This is a genomic window from Candidatus Fukatsuia symbiotica, assembly GCF_003122425.1.
Lineage (GTDB): Bacteria > Pseudomonadota > Gammaproteobacteria > Enterobacterales > Enterobacteriaceae > Fukatsuia > Fukatsuia symbiotica.
Map to the genome: position 1 here is coordinate 2,522,787 of NZ_CP021659.1, position 23,938 is coordinate 2,546,724.

Here is a 23,938-nt window from a genome sequence, read left to right on the forward strand (position 1 = left end):
TAAAAATTGCATTTTTTCGCCGATTTTTTCCTCGTCTGAGCGATGCTCATGATGATTTCGACTAGCTTCTTAGGGGGAACTTTTGCTGAAGCCTCGTCTTATTACTGCGTTGATTTTGATCCCCATGGTTATCGGCGTGCTATTTCTTCTACCACCCACTGCCTTTGCCGGCGTCATCTTAATGGTCTGTATGCTAGCCGCTTGGGAGTGGGGGCAGTTAGCAGGGTTTGTCAACAGTGGTCAACGTCTTTGCCTGGCTATCCTATGCGGTTTGCTCCTCGTTGTGATGTTATTGAGTATCCCTAGGCATCAATATTCAGTGGATCTACTGCAGATTGGTATACCACTTTGGATCTCCCTGGGGTGGTGGTTAACAGCGCTGATATTAGTGCTCACTTATCCACGTTCAGCGGTTTTCTGGCGTAATTCGCGTATTTTGACTATCATCTTTGGCGTTCTTACCATTGTTCCGTTCTTTTGCGGGATGTTTGCCCTGCGTCAATATGATTACCAACAGAGTCATACCGCTGGAGCCTGGTGGTTACTTTACCTAATGTTATTAGTATGGGGTGCAGATTCTGGTGCTTATTTTTTTGGTAAAACGTTTGGTAAACATAAATTGGTGGTGAAAGTCTCTCCTGCCAAGACTTGGGAAGGATTATTGGGTGGTTTACTGACTTCTGCCTTAATATCCTGTCTGTTTAGCCACTATGCACCACTGGAGTTGAGCCATAAAAAGCTTTTAATTTGCTCTGTTGTGGCAGCACTTGCATCCGTACTGGGTGATCTGAGCGAAAGTATGTTTAAACGCGAAGCGGGGATTAAAGACAGCGGTCATTTAATTCCAGGACATGGCGGCATATTGGATCGTATCGATAGCTTGACCGCCGCTGTACCCGTGTTCACTTGCTTGATGCTGTTAGTGTTTTAAAATAGATTTCGAATAGGCTCTTAAGCAAGGAATGTAGTGATTATGATACATATATTGTGGAGCTTGAGTGCCTTCATCCTTGCATTGGGTGTTTTAATTACCGTCCATGAGTTTGGTCATTTTTGGGTAGCACGCCGTTGTGGTGTCAAGGTGGAATGTTTTTCCATTGGTTTTGGTAAACCCCTGTGGCAACGTATTGATCGTCAAGGTACGAAGTATGTCGTCGCCCTGATCCCGTTGGGCGGTTACGTTAAAATGCTTGATGAATCTATCACAGCTGTCGCACCGGAGTTCCGTCATCAGGCTTTTAATAACAAGACAATTCTACAACGTGCAGCTATTATTAGTGCCGGACCTATTGCTAATTTTCTTTTTGCTATCCTTGCTTACTGGCTGGTATTTGTCATCGGTGTGCCAAGTGTACGGCCGGTTGTTGGTGATGTTCTTGAACAATCCATCGCAGCGCAGGCACGTATTTTGCCAGGGATGGAGCTGAAAACAGTCGATAATAGAGAAACACGAGATTGGGATGCTGTTCGACTGGCACTGATGGGCAAAATCGGTGATGACCAGGTTAAAATAGGTGTTACTCCCCCCGGCTCTGGTGGTGTAGTGCAAAAAATTCTGGATCTAAAGCAGTGGAAATTCGAAGCGGATAAACAGGATCCCATAGCCACGTTAGGTATTCTTCCTCTAGGTCCACAGGTTCAGTCAGTACTGGCAGAAGTTCGATCGGGTTCGGCTGCACAAAAGGCAGGTTTACAAGTGGGAGATAAGATAGTTAAAGTGGGTAACCAATTAGTCAATAGTTGGTCATTATTTGTCACCTTGATACGTAATAACCCTAATAAACCTTTAGCATTAGAAATTGAAAGAAAAGGAACACCCTTATTTTTGACTCTGATACCTGATGCCATTCCAGGAGATATCACACCCACTCAAGGTTTTGCCGGTGTCGTACCGCAAATGATACCACTAGCACAGGAATACAGAATAGTTCGCCAATATGATCCGCTTTCTGCACTGTATCAGGCCTTCGATCAAACCTGGCAACTCACGCGATTGACGGTCAACATGCTGCGAAAACTGATTACTGGTGATGTTAAGCTGAATAACCTGAGTGGCCCGATATCGATTGCACAGGGAGCGGGAGCTTCAGCTCAGTATGGATTTGTGTATTACCTCATGTTCCTGGCACTCATTAGTGTCAATTTAGGGATCATTAATCTATTCCCATTGCCAGTATTAGATGGCGGTCATCTGCTTTTCTTAACGATAGAAAAGCTAAAAGGTGAACCGCTTTCCGAACGAGTACAAGACGTCAGCTTCCGCATCGGTTCAATTTTGCTGGTGTTGTTGATGGGGCTTGCACTTTTCAATGACTTCTCCCGCTTTTAAAGGTTGGAGATAATAAGAAGAGCGCGTAACAACGATGGTGATGAAAAAATTGCTCATAGCGTCGCTGCTGTTTGGCAGCGCCACCGTGTACGGGGCAGGTTCGTTCGTGGTGAAAGATATTCATTTCGAGGGCTTACAGCGCGTAGCCGTTGGTGCCGCGTTGCTTAATATGCCGGTGCGTGTCGGTGATACTGTCGATGATGAAGATACCGGTAGAATTATCCGTGCATTATTTGCCACCGGCAGTTTTGAAGACATCCAAGTCTTACGTGATGGGAATACATTGGTTGTTCAAGTCAAAGAACGACCAACCATTGCTAATATCACTTTTTCCGGCAACAAATCGGTAAAAGCAGATATGCTGAAACAAAACTTACAAGCTTCAGGTGTTCGGGTAGGTGAAGCATTGGATCGTACAACCTTATCAAATATTGAAAAAGGATTGGAAGATTTTTATTACAGCGCCGGTAAATATAATGCTTCGGTCAAAGCCATTGTTACCCCTTTGCCCCGTAATCGTATTGATCTCAAACTGGTATTTATTGAAGGTGTCGCGGCGAAAATCAAGCAGATTAATATTGTCGGCAACCATGCCTTTACCAACGATGAACTGATTTCGCGCTTTCAACTCCACGATGAAGTTCCTTGGTGGAACCTGCTAGGCAATCGTAAATATCAAAAACAAAAACTGGCGGGTGATCTAGAAAGCTTACGTAGCTTCTATCTGGATCGGGGCTATGTCCGTTTTAATATCGACTCTACTCAGGTAAGTTTGACGCCAGATAAAAAAAGCATCTACATCACGGTCAATATTACCGAAGGCAAGCCCTATAAGTTCAATAAAGTAACGGTAAGTGGTAATCTGGCCGATCACCAATCGGAAGCCGAAAAACTGATTCAGATTAAACCAGGCGAGTGGTACAATGGCAGCAAAGTTACCCGTATGGAAAACGACATCAAGAAAATGTTGGCCCGTTATGGTTATGCTTATCCGACAGTAATCAGCCAGCCGGAAATTAACGATGTGGATAAAACAGTAACACTACGTATCAACTTGGAGGCGGGTCGTCGCTTTTACGTGCGCCATATTCGTTTTCAAGGTAACAACACCAGTAAAGATTCCGTTTTACGTCGTGAAATGCGTCAAATGGAAGGTGCCTGGTTGGGGAGTGATCAAATCGAACAAGGCAAAGAGCGCCTGAATCGGTTAGGTTATTTCGAAAGTGTTGACGTGGAAACACAACGGGTACCAGGTACCGTTGATCAAGTAGATGTCATTTACAAAGTGAATGAACGTAACACCGGCAGCCTTAATTTTGGCCTGGGTTACGGTACAGAAAGTGGTATCAGCTACCAGGTTGGTGCCTCACAGGATAACTGGCTGGGCACGGGTAATAGCGTGGGTATCAATGCCAGTAAAAATGATTACCGGAGTTACGCAGAATTTACTTTAACCGATCCTTATTTCACCGTGAATGGTGTCAGTCTGGGTGGGCGTATTTTCTATGACAATTTCAAAGCAGGTAAAGCTGATTTATCTAGCTATACCAACAGCAGTTATGGTTTAGATGGAACGCTTGGCTTTCCAATCAACGAGAACAATTCATTACGAATAGGTATGGGGTATGCCCACAACAGCTTATCTGATATGCAACCCCAGGTTTCCATGTGGCGTTATCTGAAATCAGTAAAGCAAGATGTTAACTACGTTGATCGTACCAATTTTACCACTAATGATTTTACCTTAAGCAGCGGCTGGTCTTATAACAGTCTCGACCGAGGTTTCTTCCCAACATCAGGGGTAAAATCGTCACTAAGTGGTAAAGTTACCCTGCCGGGATCAGGTAACGAATTCTATAAAGTTACTCTTAATACATCGGCCTACCTACCATTGGATGAAAATCATTCATGGGTGGTATTAGGTCGTGGACTCCTCGGTTATGGTGGCGGTATTGGCGCAAAAGAAATGCCATTTTACGAGAATTTCTATGCGGGGGGATCCAGTACTGTGCGCGGTTTCCGTTCAAACAACATCGGGCCTAAGGCAGCATATTATGCCGATAACGGTGCCAAGATAAACAAATCTACTGATGCGATCGGGGGTAATGCAATGGCAGTAGCCAGTATAGAATTGATCACACCCACCCCCTTTATCAGCGAAAAATACGCTAACTCAATACGTACTTCTTTCTTTATCGATTCGGGCACAGTGTGGGATACCGACTGGAAGAATACAGCACAAACACGCGCAGCAGACATTCCAGACTACAGCAATCGAAATAATGTCCGTGTCTCTGCGGGGGTCGCACTACAATGGATGTCGCCACTGGCTCCTTTGGTCTTTTCCTATGCCAAACCGATTAAAGACTACCCTGGCGACAAATCAGAGCAATTCCAGTTTAATATTGGTAAAACCTGGTAACTCAATTCGAATATGATGAGAAAACGCATGAACACCGTGCTTTGCCGGTGTTATGTGTGTTACAAGGTATGACTACACATAAAAGGTATGTAAGGAGATGGTAATGAAAAAATGGTTATATGCCACAGGTCTTGGTTTAGCATTAATGACATCGGCTGGCGTCCAAGCTGGTGACAAAATTGCCATTGTTAACGTCGCGCAGATTTTCCAAAAATTACCTGCACGTGAGGCTGTAGCCAAACAATTGGAGAATGAATTTAAAGGACGTGCAACAGATCTAAAAAGCATGGAAGAAAAACTGCGGACTGATATGGAAAAATTGCAACGTGATCGAAGCATCATGAAAACCAGTGATATTAGCAGCATGGAAAAAAATATTATGGAGCAGCGTGAAACATTCGGCAACAAAGCACAAACATTCGAGATAGACAATCGTCGTCGTCAAACGGAAGAACGCAATAAAATTTTGAGTCGTATTCAAGATGCAGTGAAAACAGTAGCGACGAAAAAAAGTTATGACATGGTGATCGACGTAAGTGCTGTGGTCTATGCGTTACCGTCTAAAGATATCACGGCTGACGTACTGAAAGAGGTTAAATAACCCATGTTTTCAATGCGAGTGGCTGACCTCGTCCAAAAATTGGCAGAAAAGGGCTTGCATGCACAGGTACAGGGTGATGGCAATCTCGTCATCACCGGTATTGCATCAATGCATTCTGCTCAAGCAGGACAAATCACGTTTTTGTCAAACAGCCGCAACCGTGAACAACTGGTTACTTGCCAAGCCAGCGTCGTAGTGCTCACTGAGACAGATTTACCATTTTGCCAAATGACAGCCCTAGTCGTTAACAATCCTTATGTTGCCTATGCACACATAGCACAAATAATGGATACTACACCTCAACCTGCTCAGGGCATCGCACCCAGTGCCGTAGTTTCACCACAGGCGACGATAGGAAGACAGGTTTCTATTGGCGCAAATACTGTTATCGAATCCGGCGTAATACTAGGTGATCACGTGATCATTGGTGCGGGTTGTTTTATCGGTAAAAATGCACGTATTGGCACCGGTAGCCGTTTATGGGCTAATGTTGCACTTTATCATGAAGTTGAGATCGGACAGTATTGTCTTATCCATGCAGGTAGTGTCATTGGTGCCGATGGTTTTGGTTACGCCAATGAAAGCGGCAAGTGGATTAAAATCCCACAATTGGGTACGGTACAAATTGGTAATCATGTTGAAATTGGCGCTTGCACTACCATTGATCGCGGCGCACTGGATAACACCGTTATTGGCAATGGTGTCATCATTGATAATCAATGCCAGATTGCACATAACGTGGTGATTGGAGAAAATACGGCTATTGCTGGTGGAGTCATTATGGCAGGTAGCCTGAAAATTGGGCGCTATTGTCAGATAGGTGGTGCCAGTGTCATCAACGGTCATATGGAAATTGCAGATAAGGTGGTGATCACAGGAATGGGAATGGTAATGCGCCCTATTACCGAGCCTGGGATATACTCTTCGGGTGTTCCCTTGCAACCCAATAAAACCTGGCGTAAAACGGCAGCATTGGTGATGAGTATCGATAAAATAAACCAACGTTTAAAAAAGGTTGAACGTCACATCGATAAAGATCCCGCATCGTCTGATGATGCTCTAAGTAAATAAGAGATACACTGCCAAAAAAGTACTGCACAGTTGCCAATTTTCAGCTTATCTGCTTGATCTATATTTAGAAAAAAATTGGGATCAACGCAACCATGCTATTAATGCCATCAGTTTTTTAGACAGGAAAAGTATTTTGACTACAAACAACGATCCTCTGCATATTGAAGAGATTTTGACACTGCTCCCGCATCGTTATCCATTTTTGTTGGTCGATCGTGTTTTGGAATTTGAAAAATGCAAATTTCTACGAGCGACAAAAAACGTTTCTTTTAACGAGCCTTTTTTCCAAGGACATTTTCCCGGTAAGCCTATTTTCCCCGGCGTACTGATTCTGGAAGCGCTAGCACAGGCAACCGGGATCCTCGCTTTTAAAAGCTATGGTGAGCTTAAATCTGGTGAGATTTTCTATTTTACCGGTATTGACAAAGCACGCTTTAAACGTCCGGTCACACCTGGAGACCAGATGATTTTGGAAGTGACATTTGGTAGAACACGCTGTGGTATCACCTGTTTCGACGGTGTCGCCAAAGTTGATGGCAACGTCGTCTGTGAAGCCACCATGACCTGTGCACGTAGTCAGCAAAAAACGCCTGGAGAACAAGGTCAGTGATTAATAAAACCCCTGTTATCCATCCAACAGCTATCGTCGAAAAGGGTGCGGTTATTGCTGCCAACGTCACTGTCGGCCCTTTCTGTTTTATCGGCTCCAAGGTAGAAATCGGCACGGGTACAGAACTTAAATCTCATATTGTTATTAACGGCATCACAAAAATTGGTTGCCATAATCAAATTTATCAGTTTGCTTCCATTGGTGAAGTCAACCAAGACTTAAAATACGCAGGGGAACCCACCCGTGTTGAGATCGGTGATCACAACCGTATCCGCGAGAGCGTTTCTATCCACCGGGGTACAATACAAGGTGGAGGGCTAACTAAAATCGGCAATGGTAACCTGCTAATGGTTAATACTCATGTTGCTCATGATTGTCTGGTTGGTAACAACTGTGTTTTGGCTAATAATGCAACTTTGGGGGGACATGTCAACATAGGTGATTATGCGATTATCGGCGGGATGACGGCGATACATCAATTTTGCGTGATTGGCGCTCATGTGATGGTCGGTGGCTGTTCGGGCGTTGCTCAGGATGTACCACCCTGTATGGTTGCTCAGGGTAATCATGCAACACCTTTTGGGGTTAATATCGAAGGATTAAAACGCCGTGGTTTTGACAGGGAATTCCGCAGTGCTATCAGTGAAGCTCATAAATTATTGTATCGTAGTAAAAAAACGTTTGAAGAAGCAAAAAACGAAATAGCAATACTGGCAGAAAAAAAGCCCGCACTAAAATTGTTCACTGATTTCTTTGCCCGTTCGACTCGAGGTATCATCCGCTAACTTATGCAAAATCATCTGCAAAATCGTCCGTTGACCATCGGATTAGTTGCCGGAGAGACCTCAGGTGATATTTTAGCCGCCGGATTAATGCGCGCCTTGAAAGCGCAGGTTCCTGATGCACACTTTGTTGGTATTACCGGTCCCTTGATGCAGGCCGAAGGCTGCGAAACATGGTATCAAATGGAAGAATTGGCGGTGATGGGCGTGGTCGAAGTGTTAGGCCGTTTACCACGCTTACTCAAAATTCGCCGTGATCTTGGTCAGCGCTTTACCAAACTCAATCCTGATATTTTTATCGGCATCGACGCACCTGATTTTAATATCAATCTTGAACGGTATTTGAAACAACAGGGTATTCGTACCCTCCATTATGTCAGCCCATCAGTCTGGGCCTGGCGGCAAAAACGCATTTTAAAAATAGCTAAGGCCACAGATATGGTTTTGGCGTTGCTGCCTTTCGAAAAAGCGTTTTACGACCGTTTCAAGGTTCCCTGTCGTTTTATCGGTCATACTATGGCTGATGCCATGCCGCTAATACCTGATCAGCAAGCAGCAAGAGCGGCGCTCGGTATTGCCGCCGATAGCCGCTGCCTGGCATTATTACCAGGCAGTCGCCATGCGGAAGTCGCCATGTTGAGTGCCGATTTTCTCCTTACCGCGACGCTACTGCGTCAACAATTTCCCGATCTTCAGGTACTGGTGCCACTGGTTAACCCTCAACGACGGCAACAATTCATCGCCATTAAAACTAAAATAGCGCCAGATTTACCACTACATCTGCTCGATGGTCAGGCGGGCCGTGCCATGACCGCCAGTGATGCCACATTACTTGCTTCAGGAACAGCGGCACTGGAATGTATGCTGGCCAAGTGCCCGATGGTCGTCGCTTACCGTATGCGGCCTTTCACTTTCTGGCTAGCAAAACGATGGGTGAAAACACCTTATGTCTCACTGCCCAATCTACTGGCAGGAGAAGAGTTGGTCACTGAATTATTGCAACAGGATTGCCAACCACAAAAACTCGCCAATGCGCTATTGCCATTATTAACCGAAGAAAAAACTGTTGTAGCACTGAAAGAACGCTTTTTGACTTTACATCAAGACATCCGTTGCGGTGCTGATCAGCAAGCCGCTCAAGCAATCCTCGAATTAGTAAGACAAGAGTCAAATGACCTTATCTTTTCAATAGATACCGGCAGTTAGGACAATCGGTTTTGCAATGTAGTCTAATTATCCAGCTGAGTTAATATTTGATAAGCAGCAGTCACTCTCGGAGCAATCGGATAAGATTTATTTGCCAGTACCACAATGCCCATTTTTTTGATAGGGATAAAGGCAGCGTAAGCTGCAAAGCCGTTGGTTGACCCGGTTTTGTTGATCAGGACATCCACCTGTGGCAGCAATGGGGGGCTTAACTTGACCACTGGCGTATTCTGATAGATCATCGTATCGGAGTTACCGGTTAACAACCGTTCCAGCTTTACCGGATAGGGGTATTGCTCCCATATTAAATCCTGCGTTATTTCGCCTGATTTGAAGTATCCCATATGAGTGTCAGTTATAGCACGTTGCAACTTTTCGTTAACCTTAACGACTTGCATGTTGGTTTCAATAAACCGGATCAAATCACTGGTGTTGGATTTTACCCCGTACGCTTCGGATACTAGAACACCCGTATTTAACCTGACGGGCATGTCTTTTTTATTATAACCTTGTGCATAATCCTTCATCTTATTTTCTGGCACATTAATGTAACGGTGTCTCATTCCAAGTTCAGAGAATAATTTCTTTTCAATCGTGTCATCATAAGACCCGTGCATACTATTAGCCGCGATCATGCCTAACATACCGACACTGAGATTTGAGTAAGTCCGGTATGTTCCAGCGACATGAGCAGGTTACCCGTGTTTGAAATAATCCATTAATTAATCGGTATTACTAATATTGTCAGGAACTTGCAGCGGGAGGCCACCGGCAGTATGTGTAGCCAAATTTAGTAGGCTGATGTTGTCAAAGCTGCTACTACTCAAGGAAGGTAAATATTTGCTGGCACTGTCAGATAACGAAAGGTTACCATTGACTTGCTCATAAGAAGCCCATGTTGCCGTAAATGTTTTGCTAAGCGAGCCGATTTCAAAAAGAGTTTCACTTGTAATGCGTTGTTGGCTCTCTCTTGATGCAACACCATAGTTATATACCCAAGTGAAATCAAGATGCAGGATTTAGCGCCTGGAAATTATCGTTTAAGCGAGATACCAGAGAACTTGCCATTTGTGGTAGCTTCACCTCAAAGAAGTTTAAGATATCGTTCTTAAAACTCTGTTTAGATGGGTAATATCTATTGTTTCGTGTTTGCTCATTCATCACCTTCCACAATCGCTCTATCGGGTTTAGATTCGGGCTATACGGCGGAAGGTAATGAAGCTGGATATTCAACGTAAGCGCGGCGTCTTGCACAAGCTGTGAACGGTGATAGCCTGCACCCTCGAGGATCACATGTGCCGTTGTCGTGATGGGATAATGCGCGCGAATGGCAGACAGGAAGTGAACCACATTTTCGCTGTTAATCGTCTCATCATCACGGATTATGGGGTTAGCCACATTCTGGATGTTCAAGGCTCCCATGATATTCAACCGCGTTCTGCTCCCGGTGGTCTCTATCGTTTTATCCTGGCCTTTTCGTATCCAGCCGTAGCTTATTTTGGTGGCTTGTGTCGGATGAACGGCATCAATAAACAGTATGGGGTCATTACCCGCGGCGTCTTTCAATTCGCTGTAGGTCTTTATAAATTGCTGCTGTTTCTCAACGGCAAATTTATGCGGAACACCTTTCGGCTTTTTATAGCTAAAGCCATGCTGCTTCAACCCTTTATACAGACCTGATACGGTAAAGGTGATGTTCCAGCGTCCAGCGATATAGGCCACAATTTGGTGATTGTGGTGGTAGAGCGGCTGGGTGAGATGTTCAACCAGCGACGTGGTCTGTTCCGCATTGAGATAGCCATCGGAGCCGCCATTTTCAGGCTTGAGCTTGTTGAGTTTATGATAGTCTGTAGGGTGGCGCCGCACCGTGGTTTCATTAATGAGCTGTGAGTGAGCAATCATAGGGGGAGTCCAGCCGTCTGCGGACAACAAAACACACCGGATCCTGTCACAGACACGGCGGTCATGGCTTTGACGATGTTGGGCTTCGAGGGTAATTTTCTGGTCAGCAGTCAGCTCTATTTTCATGGCTATGAGCATGATCCTTATCGACTTCAAAATCAAGCATCTTCATTGATCACGGGTATAGAAATAATTTTTTCCATCGATGGTTACTGCGATCGCCATTCACCGGATATTGTATTTCTTTATCAATGGTTGGATAGTATTGTTTACTATGTCTTTGATCCTGGATTACTCTACATTGGCGGTAGCATAGCCACTGGCTGTGAGGATGCAGATAAAAATTGACAACAGTTTTATAATTTTTAGTGAACAACAATGAACTCGATACATCGTTTAATTACCCTCTTCGATCCAAAAGGTTTAATCTGGTTACCTAGGGTTAGACTATAATCCAGATTGGTTTAATATGTTACCTTGTCTTTCGTTCTCTATGGCTATACTCTGAACGTGATAAAAAATGGTGAATAACAATCACTAAAGGTATTAGGCTCTGTTTTCAAATTTATCGACCTTGTGTAAAATGACGCACAATATTCTAGATCCTTAACAGCATATTTGCACTGTTAGACTGTGGTTTGAACACGGTAAAGATCCTCGCATTTTTAGAACGAGGAGGGTGTAAAAAACCATTCTGCCAGTTTCACTTTGGGAAAATTATGAGTAAGAGCACCGCTGAGATCCGTCAAGCGTTTCTCGATTTCTTCCGTAATAAGGGACACAGGATTGTATCAAGCAGTTTCTTGATCCCTGACAATGATCCTACTCTGTTGTTTACCAATGCAGGGATGAATCAGTTTAAAGACGTTTTTTTAGGCCTGGATAAACGGGATTATTCTCGCGCTGCTACGTCTCAGCGTTGTATACGTGCTGGCGGTAAACATAATGATCTGAAAAATGTAGGTCATACCGCACGTCATCATACCTTCTTCGAAATGCTGGGCAATTTCAGTTTCGGTGATTACTTTAAACATGAAGCGATTCATTTTGCTTGGGAACTACTGACCAGTAAGCAATGGTTCAATTTGCCCCAAAATAAGCTTTGGATAACTGTGTATCACACTGATGATGAAGCTTATAATATCTGGTCGAACGAAATTGGTGTGCCCCATGAGCGCATTATTCGTATTGGTGATAATAAGGGTAGTGCATTTGCATCAGATAACTTCTGGCAAATGGGAGATACCGGTCCTTGTGGCCCTTGCAGCGAAATTTTCTATGATCACGGTGATCATATTTTTGGAGGGCCTCCTGGATCGCCTGAAGAAGACGGTGATCGTTATATTGAGATCTGGAATATCGTCTTTATGCAATTCGATCGCCAGTGTGACGGTACGATGCTGCCATTATTTCAGCCATCGGTTGATACCGGTATGGGATTAGAGCGTCTTGCGGCTGTATTACAGCACGTGAACTCCAATTATGAGATTGACTTATTCCGTGATTTAATTGCAGCTGTTGCCAGTATCATCGGTATTACCGATCTATCGAGTCAATCTCTACGGGTTATCGCTGATCATATTCGTTCCTGTGCTTTTCTGATCTCTGATGGTGTTATACCGTCAAACGAGAACCGTGGCTATGTGTTACGTCGTATCATTCGGCGAGCTATCCGTCATGGCAATATGCTAGGTACAAAAGATATTTTCTTCTACAAACTGGTTGCTCCATTAATTGCTGTTATGGGATCAGCGGCAGATGAACTGAAACGTCGACAGTCAATGATTGAGCAGTTACTACGGACTGAAGAAGAACAGTTTGCCCGTACGTTAGAACGTGGCTTAGCTTTATTGGATGAAGAACTCAGTAAATTGATAGGGGATACACTGGATGGTACAACGGCTTTTCGGCTGTATGATACCTACGGCTTCCCTATCGATTTAACAGCTGATGTGTGTCGTGAGCGGGCTGTTAAAGTTGATGAAGCCGGATTTGAGCAAGCGATGCAAGCCCAACGTCGGCGTGCTCGTGAATCTGGTGGTTTTGCTGTCGATTACAGTCATGTGATCCGTGTTGAGAACGTAAGCCAGTTTTCTGGCTATGAACATATGCAACAACCGGCGACGATAACTGCCTTGTTTCATAATGGTAAAACGGTGAATGAAATTCATCCTACCGAAGAAGCTGTGGTGGTATTGGATAAAACACCTTTCTATGCTGAATCAGGTGGGCAAGTTGGTGATACCGGTGAGCTGAAAAATACTACCGATGCCCATTTTGTCGTGGCAAATACTCAGAAATATGGTCAGGCTATTGCTCATCTGGGGCGGCTGACTCAGGGATGTTTGCGTGTGCAGGATAAAATTGATGCGACTGTTGATGCTGCCCGTCGTAATCGTATTCGCTTAAACCATTCAGCGACACATCTGTTACATGCTGCTCTGCGTAAGACGCTGGGCGAACACGTTTCTCAGAAAGGCTCTTTGGTCAACGATAAATACCTGCGTTTCGATTTTTCTCATACTCAAGCAATGGGGAAAAAGCAAATCCACGAGGTTGAGGCGCTTGTCAACGCCCAGATTCGCTGTAATCAACCTATACAGACTGAAATTATGGCATTGGAAGTAGCCAAAAAAAGAGGAGCGTTGGCGTTATTTGGTGAAAAATACGACGATCAGGTGCGTGTTCTGGTGATGGGTGATTTTTCTACCGAGCTTTGTGGTGGCACGCATGCCAGTCGTACCGGTGATATTGGTTTGTTCCGTATTACCGCTGAATCAGCTACAGCAGCAGGGATCCGTCGTATCGAAGCCGTGACTGGTGAGAAAGCCATTGCACTGCTACATCAGGAAAGCGATTTGTTACAAAAAATTTCTCATCAGGTTAAAGGTGATAGCCATAATGTGCTTGATAAAATCCGCTTGATACAGGATCGTGGTAAAACTTTGGAGAGAGAATTACACCAACTTAAGGGTAAGCAAACGGCGCAGGAGAGTGCTTCTCTACTCGCTGACGTGAAACAAATAAAGGGTGTGAAACTCCTCGTGAAGAAGTTAGATAACGTTGCACCAGAGATGCTGCGTACTGTGGTTGACTCGCTAAAAAATCAATTGGGTTCAGCAATTATTGTGTTGGCGACGGCTACAGATAATAAGGTGAATCTAATTGTCGGTATCACTAAGGACTTGATCAATAAAGTAAAAGCGGGTGACTTAATAGCAGATATCGCAGGGCAAGTGGGTGGTAAAGGTGGCGGGCGTTCAGATATGGCAGAGGCAGGGGGAACGAATGTAGAAGCGTTACCTTCAGCGCTGATCAGTGTAGAAGCATGGGTAAACGCCCGACTATAAGTTGGTAGTGACGACTAGAACCTGTGCGCCATATTGCTATATCGCATATGGCGTTTTTTTAATTTCGTATCGTATATCTGTTGTAAACTTAAGCGCAAAATTGTTCGATTCAACTAAACTTGTATCGGTTAGGAGCAACCAAGCTGCTTACATTTTATGTAGATGCAGTCGCTTATGTTTTCACGGTGTATGGTAGATAATGGCGGGGAAACTGAGAGACCCGACTCTTTTAATTTTTCAAGGAGCAAAGAATGCTTATTCTGACTCGTCGAATTGGTGAAACACTCATGATTGGCGATGATGTGACGGTTACTGTGTTAGGAGTTAAAGGCAACCAAGTACGACTTGGTGTAAATGCACCGAAAGAAGTTTCTGTCCACCGTGAAGAAATCTATCAGCGTATTCAAGCAGAAAAGCGTGCCACACCGGATTACTGATTCTGAATTAGGGCTTTGCTTTTTGCGAAGCCCGTCGCTTATATTATCTCTATGCTGTTTTGCTTGGCCAGACATAAGCGCTATTTTACATTACAGAATCGTCAACAAGTACGCACTTTCATCCAATAACTTACTTTTTTAAGTGGAGACCCCGTATTTCTGGGGTCTTAGAACCTGTTCTAAATCTTCTTAAGCGACCGCTCAGACGAGGGAAAAATGAGTGAAAAAGCGCAGTTCACTCTTTGTATACAACAAAAAGGGAGCAAATGAGCATTTTGAGCCCATTTTTTACGAATTACTTGACCAAAACACGGCGAGCACGAGAGATTTCGAACAGATCCTTACACATCGGCTGACGTTAGAGGGTGCTATGGGCTGGTTCGTCAGCAACCGTCAACTGTTTTTTACCCGCTCAATTTGTGCACCCAAGGCGTTCAATTTATCTTCGATGCGCTCATAACCGCGATCGATATGATAAATACGGTCGATGGTAGTGACACCATGGGCAATACAGCCGGCCAAGACCAGACTGGCAGAAGCACGCAGATCAGTTGCCATGACCTGTGCACCAGAGAGTTGCACGACACCATGACAAGTAACGTTGCTACCCTCAATTTCTGCTTTTGCACCCATCCGGATCAATTCAGGTATGTGCATAAAACGGTTTTCGAAAATAGTTTCAGTAATGACACTGCTCCCCTCTGCGACCAGGTTCAGCAAGCTGAATTGTGCCTGCATATCTGTTGGAAATCCCGGGTGTGGCGCAGTACACAAAGTGACGGCTTTGGGACGTTTTCCATGCATATCCAGGCTAATTTGTTTGTTATCTACATCTATTTCAGCACCTGCTTCAAGTAATTTGGCTACTACCGTATCAAGAGTATCTGGACGAGCGTTATGGCAGACAATTTTGCCTCCTGAAATAGCTGCAGCAATCAAAAAGGTACCGGTTTCAATCCGATCTGGCAGAATGGGATACTGACCACCAGCTAGCCGATCAACGCCTTCGATGGTAATGTTGTTTGTCCCTGCACCACTGATCCTTGCTCCCAACATATTAAGAAAATGTGCTGTATCGACAATTTCAGGTTCACAGGCCGCATTTTCAATCACTGTGGTACCATCCGCTAGCGTGGCCGCGCTCATTGTCGTCACCGTTGCACCGACACTGACTTTATCCATAATGATACGTGCACCTTGCAGGCGACGTTGTGGCCAGCCTGGTATTGATGCTTTGACGTAACCTTGTTCCAATATTATTTCGGCACCCAGTTGCTCCAAACCACTAATATGCAGGTCAACTGGGCGAGCGCCAATAGCACAACCACCCGGTAGAGAAACTGCCGCTTTACCAAATCTTGCCACCAGTGGCCCCAACGCCCAAATTGAAGCACGCATGGTTTTCACTAATTCATAAGGCGCACAGAACTGATCAACCTGACTCGCATCAACCAATAGCGAGCCTTGACGTGTAATTTTAACACCTAGGCAACGGAGTAATTTAATGGTAGTGTCGATATCCCTAAGATGTGGAACATTCTGTAACTCCACTGTTTCCTCAGCCAATAATGAGGCAAATAATATTGGCAAAGCGGCATTTTTTGCACCAGAAATAGTGACTTCACCACTCAAGCGAGTTGGCCCTTGTATACGGAATTTATCCACGATGTGCCCTTTATTGTTAGAACCTATTCGAAATCTCTTGTGCTCGCCGTGTTTCGGTCAAGTAATTCGTCAAAAACGTGCTCAAAATGCTCATTTACTCCTTTTGTTGTATACAAAGCGTAAACTGCGCTTTTTCGCCCGTTTTTTCCTCGTCTGAGCATTGCTTAAGAAGATTTGAAACAGGCTCTTAGATGCAAAAGGTCAAAAACCGTGAAGTTTGCGATTACGTTTCCACTCTTCTGGTGTATAAGCTTTAATTGATAGCGCATGAATACTACCGTTGACGATATATTCATTTAATTGAGTATAAACAGCTCGGTGTCTTTGTATTGTCTTCATAGTGGCGAAGAGATCACCGACAACAATTACCTCAAAATGGCTGCCTTGAGCGCTGACGTGAGCTTCTTGTAATGACAGTCCTCGTGTCAGTACGTTTTTAATTTCGGTGGTGTCAATAACGTTCATATTTACCTGTTAATCCAATGTTTCAGTAGACTTTTTGAAAAACCTACTACCTGCTGCAAATTCTGCGTTACCCTGTGCTCACAATTCTCATTACTCGCGCGTAGTTACTGCGCTCCAGGCACCTTGACTTCGCACAGCGCTGGCTACGGTTTTGCAAGAGGTCTAATAAATAGAAATTATTTGCTGTAAATTGTAGAGTTTAACCAGTGTTGCCAATTGCTCACTGATGCCAGAAATTGTTAAGGTCGTGCCATGCTGATGTGATCTTTGTTGTAAATGAACCAACAGTGCCAGACCTGAAGAATCGACCCGTTGTAATTGCGCAACATTAATACAGTGAATACCAACTAGCAGCGCACCACTCTGTTGCCATAGTGGTAACAGTGTTTCGCGATTTAAATCTCCCTGTAACAGTAAGATATTTTGCCGTAATTGCCAGCTAAGCTGAGCGGTCATTATTACTTTTTATCCAATGTGATAGGTTGTTTCGCGCTGATACGCAGCTGTTCCGTTAGACCCTCTACCCCCTTTTGACGTAAGACAGAAGCCCATTCATTCTGCTTAGTCGTGATCATACTTACCCCCTCTACAGCCATGTCAAAAGCTTGCCAATATCCCGTTTGACTGTTTTTACGCCATTGGAAATCCAGACGCACAGGTGGACGTCCATTCGGATCAATGATGCTGACACGGATGGCAACAATGGTCGCATCGCCTAACGGTTTTTCCGGTGTAATTTGGTAACTCTGACTGTGGTACATGGCTAATGCTTGCCCATATGCCTGTTCCAGGTATGAACTAAAAGCAGTGAAATAAGCTGCACGCTGTACTGGAGTGGTTCCTTTATAGTCAGGACCCAATACTAAAGCACCCGCGTATTTTATCTGTATAAAAGGTAATAATTCTTCACGTACAATAGTTCGCAGATAGTTAGGATCTTGTTTGATTTTTGGCTGCTCATCTTTCAAACGACCGAAGGTTTTTTGGGCAACTTCCTCCATCAAATGATAAGGGTTAGTTCGATCCACGGCATTCGCCAGTGGTGCCACCATCAACAGTATTATCACTAATAAACGTTTAAACATACCTATCACCTCTTAGAACCTGTTCGAAATCTATTAGACTTTTTGCAAAATCTACTACGTACTACAAATTCTGCGTTACCTGGTGCTCGCAACCCTCACGTACTTTTTGATGACACAACCTGATTTTTTTCGCCTCTGCTGTAGAGTAGCTGACCAATTAAATCTTCTAAAATCAATGCAGATTTCGTATTTTGGATGGTGCTACCTTCTTTTAAGAGATTCGTGCCCATTTCTTCATCTTCGAATCCCACGTTCAGTGCCAGGAACTGCTCTCCCAATAAACCGGATGTTCTGATAGCCAAAGAGCTACTGTCCGGGATCCTGTTATAATTTGCTTCGATATCCATAGCGACACGGGGACTGTAATTGTTGTCATCCAAAGAGATAACGGCTACTCGTCCTACCACAACACCGCCAATTTTGACCGGAGAATTGACACCTAGACCACCCACATTATCGAAAGTCGCGTATATCCGGTAAGTGGCTTGACTACCAATCGATTTAATACCTGCCACTTTCAGACAGATAAATATAGTGGCAACCAAGGCAAGTAAAACAAATAGGCCAACCCCTATTTCACTTTTCTTCGTTTGCATCACTTAACTCCCGAACATCAATGTTGTTAACACAAAATCCAATCCTAATACCGCTAATGATGAATGTACCACTGTACGGGTCGTGGCCTGGCTAATTCCTTCAGAGGTAGGAACCGCATCATAACCATTAAATAATGCAATCCAGGTCACGGCAATGGTGAATACGAGGCTTTTAATCAGACTATTTAGCAAATCAGCGCGCCACTCAACTGTATTTTGCATCGCCGACCAAAAAAAACCAACATCGATACCTTTCCAATCAACAGCAACTATGGCACCCCCTGTTATTCCCATGGCGATAAAAATTGCTGTTAATAGTGGCATACTGATCACGCCCGCCCAAAAGCGAGGGGCGATCACACGCCGAAGCGGATCAACAGCCATCATCTCCAAACTAGAAATCTGTTCGGTGGTTTTCATCAGGCCGATTTCGGCAGTGAGTGCTGATCCCGCCCGCCCAGCAAACAGTAGCGCAGTGACTACCGGCCCCAACTCTCTCAATAATGACAAGGCTACCATCATGCCTAAACTGGCTTCTGCACTATAAGTCGTCAAAACTAAATAGCCTTGTAAACCTAGCACCATACCAATGAATAATCCGGAAACCATAATAATTAGCAGCGATTGCATTCCCAGATTATGGATTTGTTTCAGCAGTAATGGCCACTGTTTACGGGGTTCAGGTTTGCCTATCAATGCATTAAACAACATCAATCCGGCACGACCGAATGACGCGCATAGATCTATTGCATGGCGACCTAAGTATGCTAACGCTTTTACTAACATAAACACTCCATCGGCCTAAGAATCTGTTCGCAATCTCTCGTGCTCGCCGTGTTTTGGTCAAGTCATTCGTCAAAAATGAGCTCAAAATGCTCATTTACTCCCTTTTTGTTGTATGCAAAGAGTAAACTGCGCTTTTTCGCCGATTTTTTCCTCGTCTGAGCACAACGAAAAAGATTTGGAACAGGCTCTAAAAGCGTTTTGCTGAATATTGAACAGGTTCTAATAGTTCGGTTTTATAATCATTAGAGGCAAAACGAAAAGGCACTACCCCGTCGGCAGTACCATCGAGGAACTGGCGTACCCGTCGGTCATCATTATTTTGTAACTGTTGTGGTGTTCCTTCAGCAATCACGTATTGATCAGCAATAATATAAGCATAGTCAGCGATACTAAGCACCTCAGGTACATCATGTGACACGACAACACAGGTGGCCCCCAATGCATGGTTCAGTTCATCGATAAGTTTAACCAGTATTCCCATGGTGATCGGATCTTGACCAACGAAAGGTTCATCGAACATGATCAACTCAGGATCAAGGGCAATTGCCCGTGCCAAAGCAACCCGCCGGGCCATACCACCAGAAAGTTCGGATGGCATCCAATGAGCAACACCACGTAACCCGACGGCTTCCAATTTCATCATCACCGTGCTGTGCAACAGTTCAGGTGGCAGATTACTATGCTCACGCAAGGGAAATGCCACATTCTCAAAAACACTCAAATCGGTAAATAGTGCACCAGACTGAAATAACATACTCATTTTTTTACGCACATGATACAACCGTTGTCGTGACAAAGTAGGAATATTGTCGCCATCAAACAAAATCATGCCACAGTCAGGGGCTAATTGTCCCCCTATCAAACGTAACAAGGTGGTTTTACCTGTCCCTGATGGCCCCATGATCGCTGTTATTTTGCCACGAGGCACTGTCATATCGATATCGGCGAATATTTTACGTCCACCGCGAGTAAAACTCATACTACGGATTTCAATTAAATTCGATGCCAATGGGGTCATTTCGGGTGTACCTTTTTGTGCCTTACTATGCCTTACTGTGCCTCAGCATGAAATGCAGCTTCAACCCAGTGAAAGAGGTTAAAACTCTTCACTCGTATCGTTGTTTCTTTCATCATCTGCAGTTTCCGTCGCTGCTTCTGTTTGCATCTTCTTTGGGATACCAGAAGAACTTCTAACACGCGTGTCTTGAGTGCCAGAACTTTTTGCATCAGCGCTTTTAATGTTGGATTTAGGGAGCAACATCTCACGTAATTTTTTATCCAATTCAGCAAAAATAGAGGGGTTTTCTTTCAGATACTTACTGGCATTAGCCTTACCTTGACCAATTTTGTTATCATTATAGCTGTACCAGGCTCCTGCTTTTTCGATAAGTTTATGTTTAACACCAAGATCAATTAACTCACCGTGGATATTAATCCCCTCTCCGTACTGTATCTGAAATTCAGCTTGCTTGAACGGCGCTGCAACTTTATTTTTAACTACCTTGACCCGAGTCTCATTACCGATCACTTCGTCACCGTCTTTTACTGAACCTGTCCGCCGAATATCTAAACGTACCGATGCGTAAAATTTAAGTGCATTGCCTCCCGTTGTGGTTTCAGGGCTGCCGAACATTACCCCAATTTTCATACGGATCTGATTGATAAAAATTAATAGCGTGTTAGCGTTCTTTAGATTCCCCGCCAATTTACGCATCGCCTGACTCATCATACGCGCCGCGAGCCCCATATGAGAATCACCGATTTCTCCCTCAATTTCTGCTTTCGGTGTCAAAGCAGCAACAGAGTCGACAATGATCACATCAACAGCATTAGAACGTGTTAAGGCATCACAGATTTCCAGTGCCTGTTCACCCGTATCAGGTTGAGAACAAAGTAAATTATCAATATCTACACCCAATTTTTTGGCATAGATAGGATCAAGAGCGTGCTCAGCATCAATAAATGCACAGGTTTTTCCTTCACGTTGAGCCGATGCAATAACCTGTAAGGTTAGCGTCGTTTTGCCTGATGATTCTGGGCCATAAATTTCGACAATACGCCCCCTCGGCAAGCCACCCACACCCAATGCAATATCGAGAGAGAGAGATCCTGTCGAGATGGTTTCAACGTCCATAGAGCGGTCTTCACCCAGGCGCATGATAGAACCTTTGCCAAATTGCTTTTCAATTTGTGCTAATGCCGCAGCCAACGCTTTTTGTTTATTCTCATCAGTCACCATTTTTACTTCTCTCCTTTACATAACGTTTACATAGCGAACGACAGCTTTGCAAAAAGTCTATTATTGCCATTAAATATTGTGCTATACCCCATGAATTTCGAGTTACGGCAAGGCGGCAATCAATCGAATCCCAGTCATGTACAGGTAGTACATGACTGGGATGAGTGCGAGCAGCCAACGCCGCCGCAACTTGAAAGGCGAAGGGTATACACAGAAAACTACTCCTGATTATACTGTACAATAATACAGCATCAAGACTATTTTTATAGAAAATGTTCTAATATTTTTTTTAATGAAAAAACAGCAGCTTGCATACGTATTGATTCGCGATTACCACGGAAAATTTGCAGCTGCGTGATAACCTCACCGGTTTTTGCCGCAAAACCAAACCATACTTCACCCTGCGGGTCGTGGACGTCTTTTTTATCGGACCCAGCGAACCCGCTAACAGATAAAGAAAAATCTGCATTCGCCTTGTCCAACGCCCCTAACGCCATTTCTTTTACGACTTCGGCACTCACCGCGCCACAAGCTAGTAATGTCGCCTTAGAGACACCGAGTAGATCATGTTTAGCGGCATCGCTATAGGTGACATAGCCACGATCAAAATAGGCAGAGCTATCAGGAATATCAGTAATCGCTTTTGCTATCCATCCGCCAGTACAAGATTCTGCACAGGTAATAAAAGCCTTTCGCTGTCTGAGCTTTTTACCGACAGCAAAACTAAATTCATGTAGTTGGTCATGACTCATTATCTCTCCGTCTTGATAAAATGTTTAGTTTGATAGTAACACTCTTTATCTTTTCTACTCTAGTATCACTAAAAGATGCGAGATGCTTCACAAACCAACCATCAGCCCCAAAAAAAGCAACGCCATTTGCTGCAATTCCTTAGCTAACTCTATCTTTCCTTAACTACATGCAAAATTCCGGTGTTTATATTGTTTCGTTGACTAATTATTTCACTTCCTCGTTTATTATGTAAATTCTTTGTAAAAGGCAAGGGCGTAGACGATGACTATAGAGGAAAAAGAACATTCGTCAGTCAACACACGAGCAATTGAGAAACTGGGGCGTGATTTGGGGCCACTTATTGTCTCAGCACTAAACGATCCTAAAACGATAGAGGTACTACTCAATGCGGATGGCGGTATTTGGCAAGAAAAGTTAGGTGAAAAGATGGCGCGTATTGGCACCATGTTGCCGCAACGTGCCGCTGCCGTCATCCAGGTTGTTGCCGGTTATCATGGCAAAACAGTCACTCGTGCCTCTCCTTTGATCGAAGGGGAATTACCGCTCGATGGCTCACGTTTTGCCGGGCAGCTTCCTCCCGTAGTGCAAGCTCCAACTTTTGCCATCCGTAAAAAAGCGATTGCTATCTTTACTCTCGATCAGTACCTCGCCGCCGGGATCATGACCGCTGAGCAATGTTCGATGATAAAACAGGCGGTGTGTGATCACCGTAATATATTGGTGATTGGCGGTACGGGTTCGGGTAAAACCACACTGGTCAACGCAATCATTCATCAAATGGTTTTACATGATCCGACAGAACGCGTTTGTATTATTGAAGACACCGGTGAAATTCAATGTGCCGCTCAGAATTGTGTTCAGTATCACACCACGCTTGAAGTCACAATGACGATGTTGCTGAAGACCATTTTGCGCATGCGACCCGATCGCATTCTGGTTGGTGAAGTCAGGGGTGCCGAGGCGCTGGATCTGTTAGATGCGTGGAATACGGGTCACGAAGGAGGGGCTGCAACTTTACATGCAAATAATGCTATGTCAGCGCTAACGCGTCTGAAGTCACTCATTACTCGTAACGCAAATGCTCCCTCTGATATTGAGCCGCTTATTGGCGATGCGGTGCATGTGATTGTTCATATCGCCAAAACTCCGCAAGGCCGTCGTGTACAGGGGATCATTGAGATTTCCGGCTATACAAACGGTCATTATAAAACCCGTCAACTTTGAGGAAAGCCAACATGCCATTTTTCACTGTGTCTCGTTTTACTGTCAGTCATCGCCTGTTACTGGTTATGGGTATCGTTTTGTTGTTGATAAGCACACATCCAGCCTTCGCCACCCAAGTTACCTCTGCTGGTGCTGATTCTCTTCCTTTCGATACTTATCTCACCAAGATCCGTACCTCGGTGAGTGGCCCCTTTGCCTTTGCGGCAGCCATTATTGGCCTAGTCGGTGCAGGGGCAGCACTGATTTTTGGTGGTGAAATGAACGGTTTTTTACGCTCGTTGATTTTCGCTGTTTTAGTTGTTTCTTTTATTGTGACGGCAGATAGCATGCTTACAGCAATTACCGGAAAGGGTGCTGAGATAGCCTCGTTATCACATAACTTAATCGATCTTATACCAATGAGATGGGTATAGGT

24 protein-coding genes and 1 pseudogene are annotated in these 23,938 nt (G+C 44.3%); 14 read left to right on the forward strand and 11 right to left on the reverse strand.

The window, feature by feature from the left end; translation table 11 throughout:
* Positions 1–82 precede the first annotated feature (82 nt).
* The 8 genes from cdsA (at position 83) to lpxB (ending at position 9,021) form a co-directional block, all read left to right on the forward strand.
* Positions 83–931: a phosphatidate cytidylyltransferase gene (gene cdsA / locus CCS41_RS12265; RefSeq protein ID WP_072550720.1), complete on the forward strand. Its 849-nt coding sequence runs from the start codon at positions 83–85 to the stop codon at positions 929–931.
* Positions 932–973: 42 nt separating this feature from the next.
* Positions 974–2,329 (forward strand): sigma E protease regulator RseP, encoded by a 1,356-nt coding sequence (rseP, locus tag CCS41_RS12270; protein WP_072550721.1) that lies wholly within the window; start codon positions 974–976, stop codon positions 2,327–2,329.
* 34 nt (positions 2,330–2,363) lie between these two features.
* On the forward strand, positions 2,364–4,751 hold the full coding sequence (gene bamA, locus CCS41_RS12275; RefSeq protein WP_072550722.1) for an outer membrane protein assembly factor BamA: 2,388 nt from the start codon (positions 2,364–2,366) through the stop codon (positions 4,749–4,751).
* 103 nt (positions 4,752–4,854) lie between these two features.
* Positions 4,855–5,352 carry a molecular chaperone Skp gene (gene skp, locus CCS41_RS12280; protein ID WP_072550723.1) on the forward strand — a complete coding sequence of 166 codons (498 nt, stop codon included), beginning with the start codon at positions 4,855–4,857 and terminating at the stop codon, positions 5,350–5,352.
* A gap of 3 nt (positions 5,353–5,355) precedes the next feature.
* Positions 5,356–6,423, forward strand: coding sequence for a UDP-3-O-(3-hydroxymyristoyl)glucosamine N-acyltransferase (gene lpxD / locus CCS41_RS12285; protein ID WP_072550724.1), 1,068 nt, complete (start codon positions 5,356–5,358; stop codon positions 6,421–6,423).
* 133 nt (positions 6,424–6,556) lie between these two features.
* The gene (gene fabZ / locus CCS41_RS12290; RefSeq protein WP_162860075.1) at positions 6,557–7,033 is read left to right on the forward strand and encodes a 3-hydroxyacyl-ACP dehydratase FabZ; all 477 of its coding nucleotides are present in this window, start codon (positions 6,557–6,559) and stop codon (positions 7,031–7,033) included.
* Positions 7,030–7,818, forward strand: coding sequence for an acyl-ACP--UDP-N-acetylglucosamine O-acyltransferase (lpxA, locus tag CCS41_RS12295; protein WP_072550726.1), 789 nt, complete (start codon positions 7,030–7,032; stop codon positions 7,816–7,818). Before fabZ ends, lpxA begins: the two co-directional genes overlap by 4 nt.
* A 3-nt stretch (positions 7,819–7,821) precedes the next feature.
* Positions 7,822–9,021: a lipid-A-disaccharide synthase gene (gene lpxB, locus CCS41_RS12300; RefSeq protein ID WP_072550727.1), complete on the forward strand. Its 1,200-nt coding sequence runs from the start codon at positions 7,822–7,824 to the stop codon at positions 9,019–9,021.
* A 23-nt stretch (positions 9,022–9,044) separates the two neighbouring features.
* Here the strand turns inward: lpxB and ampC are convergent.
* Together ampC and CCS41_RS12310 are read right to left on the reverse strand one after the other, a co-directional pair.
* Positions 9,045–10,040, reverse strand: a pseudogene (gene ampC / locus CCS41_RS16155) (class C beta-lactamase).
* Entirely contained in the window at positions 10,027–11,049 is a 1,023-nt protein-coding gene (locus CCS41_RS12310) for an IS630 family transposase (protein ID WP_119797613.1), read from the reverse strand. Before CCS41_RS12310 ends, ampC begins: the two are co-directional and overlap by 14 nt.
* A gap of 45 nt (positions 11,050–11,094) precedes the next feature.
* Between CCS41_RS12310 and CCS41_RS15735 the strand changes: the two genes are divergently transcribed.
* The 3 genes from CCS41_RS15735 to csrA all read left to right on the forward strand — a co-directional run bounded on the left by CCS41_RS15735 (position 11,095) and on the right by csrA (position 14,710).
* On the forward strand, positions 11,095–11,271 hold the full coding sequence (locus tag CCS41_RS15735) for a hypothetical protein (protein WP_162860076.1): 177 nt from the start codon (positions 11,095–11,097) through the stop codon (positions 11,269–11,271).
* A 371-nt stretch (positions 11,272–11,642) separates the two neighbouring features.
* Positions 11,643–14,273: an alanine--tRNA ligase gene (gene alaS, locus CCS41_RS12320; RefSeq protein ID WP_072550506.1), complete on the forward strand. Its 2,631-nt coding sequence runs from the start codon at positions 11,643–11,645 to the stop codon at positions 14,271–14,273.
* A 251-nt stretch (positions 14,274–14,524) separates the two neighbouring features.
* Positions 14,525–14,710, forward strand: a complete 186-nt coding sequence (csrA, locus tag CCS41_RS12325) for a carbon storage regulator CsrA (RefSeq protein ID WP_072550507.1) — start codon at positions 14,525–14,527, stop codon at positions 14,708–14,710.
* Between the two features lie 393 nt (positions 14,711–15,103).
* Here the strand turns inward: csrA and murA are convergent, their stop codons facing one another.
* The 8 genes from murA to recA form a co-directional block, all read right to left on the reverse strand.
* Positions 15,104–16,375 (reverse strand): UDP-N-acetylglucosamine 1-carboxyvinyltransferase, encoded by a 1,272-nt coding sequence (gene murA / locus CCS41_RS12330; protein ID WP_072550508.1) that lies wholly within the window; start codon positions 16,373–16,375, stop codon positions 15,104–15,106.
* 201 nt (positions 16,376–16,576) lie between these two features.
* Positions 16,577–16,831, reverse strand: a complete 255-nt coding sequence (locus tag CCS41_RS12335) for a BolA family protein (RefSeq protein WP_072550541.1) — start codon at positions 16,829–16,831, stop codon at positions 16,577–16,579.
* 171 nt (positions 16,832–17,002) lie between these two features.
* Positions 17,003–17,296, reverse strand: coding sequence for a lipid asymmetry maintenance protein MlaB (gene mlaB, locus CCS41_RS12340; protein WP_072550509.1), 294 nt, complete (start codon positions 17,294–17,296; stop codon positions 17,003–17,005).
* Positions 17,297–17,298: 2 nt separating this feature from the next.
* Positions 17,299–17,925 (reverse strand): phospholipid-binding protein MlaC, encoded by a 627-nt coding sequence (gene mlaC, locus CCS41_RS12345; protein ID WP_072550510.1) that lies wholly within the window; start codon positions 17,923–17,925, stop codon positions 17,299–17,301.
* A 95-nt stretch (positions 17,926–18,020) separates the two neighbouring features.
* The gene (mlaD, locus tag CCS41_RS12350; protein ID WP_072550511.1) at positions 18,021–18,521 is read right to left on the reverse strand and encodes an outer membrane lipid asymmetry maintenance protein MlaD; all 501 of its coding nucleotides are present in this window, start codon (positions 18,519–18,521) and stop codon (positions 18,021–18,023) included.
* Between the two features lie 3 nt (positions 18,522–18,524).
* Positions 18,525–19,307 (reverse strand): lipid asymmetry maintenance ABC transporter permease subunit MlaE, encoded by a 783-nt coding sequence (gene mlaE / locus CCS41_RS12355; RefSeq protein WP_072550512.1) that lies wholly within the window; start codon positions 19,305–19,307, stop codon positions 18,525–18,527.
* Positions 19,308–19,494: 187 nt separating this feature from the next.
* Positions 19,495–20,325, reverse strand: a complete 831-nt coding sequence (mlaF, locus tag CCS41_RS12360) for a phospholipid ABC transporter ATP-binding protein MlaF (RefSeq protein ID WP_072550513.1) — start codon at positions 20,323–20,325, stop codon at positions 19,495–19,497.
* Positions 20,326–20,403: 78 nt separating this feature from the next.
* Positions 20,404–21,546 (reverse strand): recombinase RecA, encoded by a 1,143-nt coding sequence (gene recA / locus CCS41_RS12365; RefSeq protein ID WP_072550514.1) that lies wholly within the window; start codon positions 21,544–21,546, stop codon positions 20,404–20,406.
* A 90-nt stretch (positions 21,547–21,636) separates the two neighbouring features.
* Between recA and CCS41_RS16165 the strand changes: the two genes are divergently transcribed.
* The gene (locus CCS41_RS16165; RefSeq protein ID WP_205411428.1) at positions 21,637–21,774 is read left to right on the forward strand and encodes a hypothetical protein; all 138 of its coding nucleotides are present in this window, start codon (positions 21,637–21,639) and stop codon (positions 21,772–21,774) included.
* Positions 21,775–21,809: 35 nt separating this feature from the next.
* Here the strand turns inward: CCS41_RS16165 and pncC are convergent, their stop codons facing one another.
* On the reverse strand, positions 21,810–22,298 hold the full coding sequence (gene pncC / locus CCS41_RS12375) for a nicotinamide-nucleotide amidase (protein ID WP_072550515.1): 489 nt from the start codon (positions 22,296–22,298) through the stop codon (positions 21,810–21,812).
* A 262-nt stretch (positions 22,299–22,560) separates the two neighbouring features.
* Here pncC and trbB point away from each other — a divergent pair, with 262 nt between their 5' ends.
* On the forward strand, positions 22,561–23,523 hold the full coding sequence (gene trbB / locus CCS41_RS12380; protein ID WP_072550516.1) for a P-type conjugative transfer ATPase TrbB: 963 nt from the start codon (positions 22,561–22,563) through the stop codon (positions 23,521–23,523).
* A gap of 11 nt (positions 23,524–23,534) precedes the next feature.
* Positions 23,535–23,936, forward strand: coding sequence for a TrbC/VirB2 family protein (locus CCS41_RS12385; protein ID WP_072550517.1), 402 nt, complete (start codon positions 23,535–23,537; stop codon positions 23,934–23,936).
* Positions 23,937–23,938 lie beyond the last annotated feature (2 nt).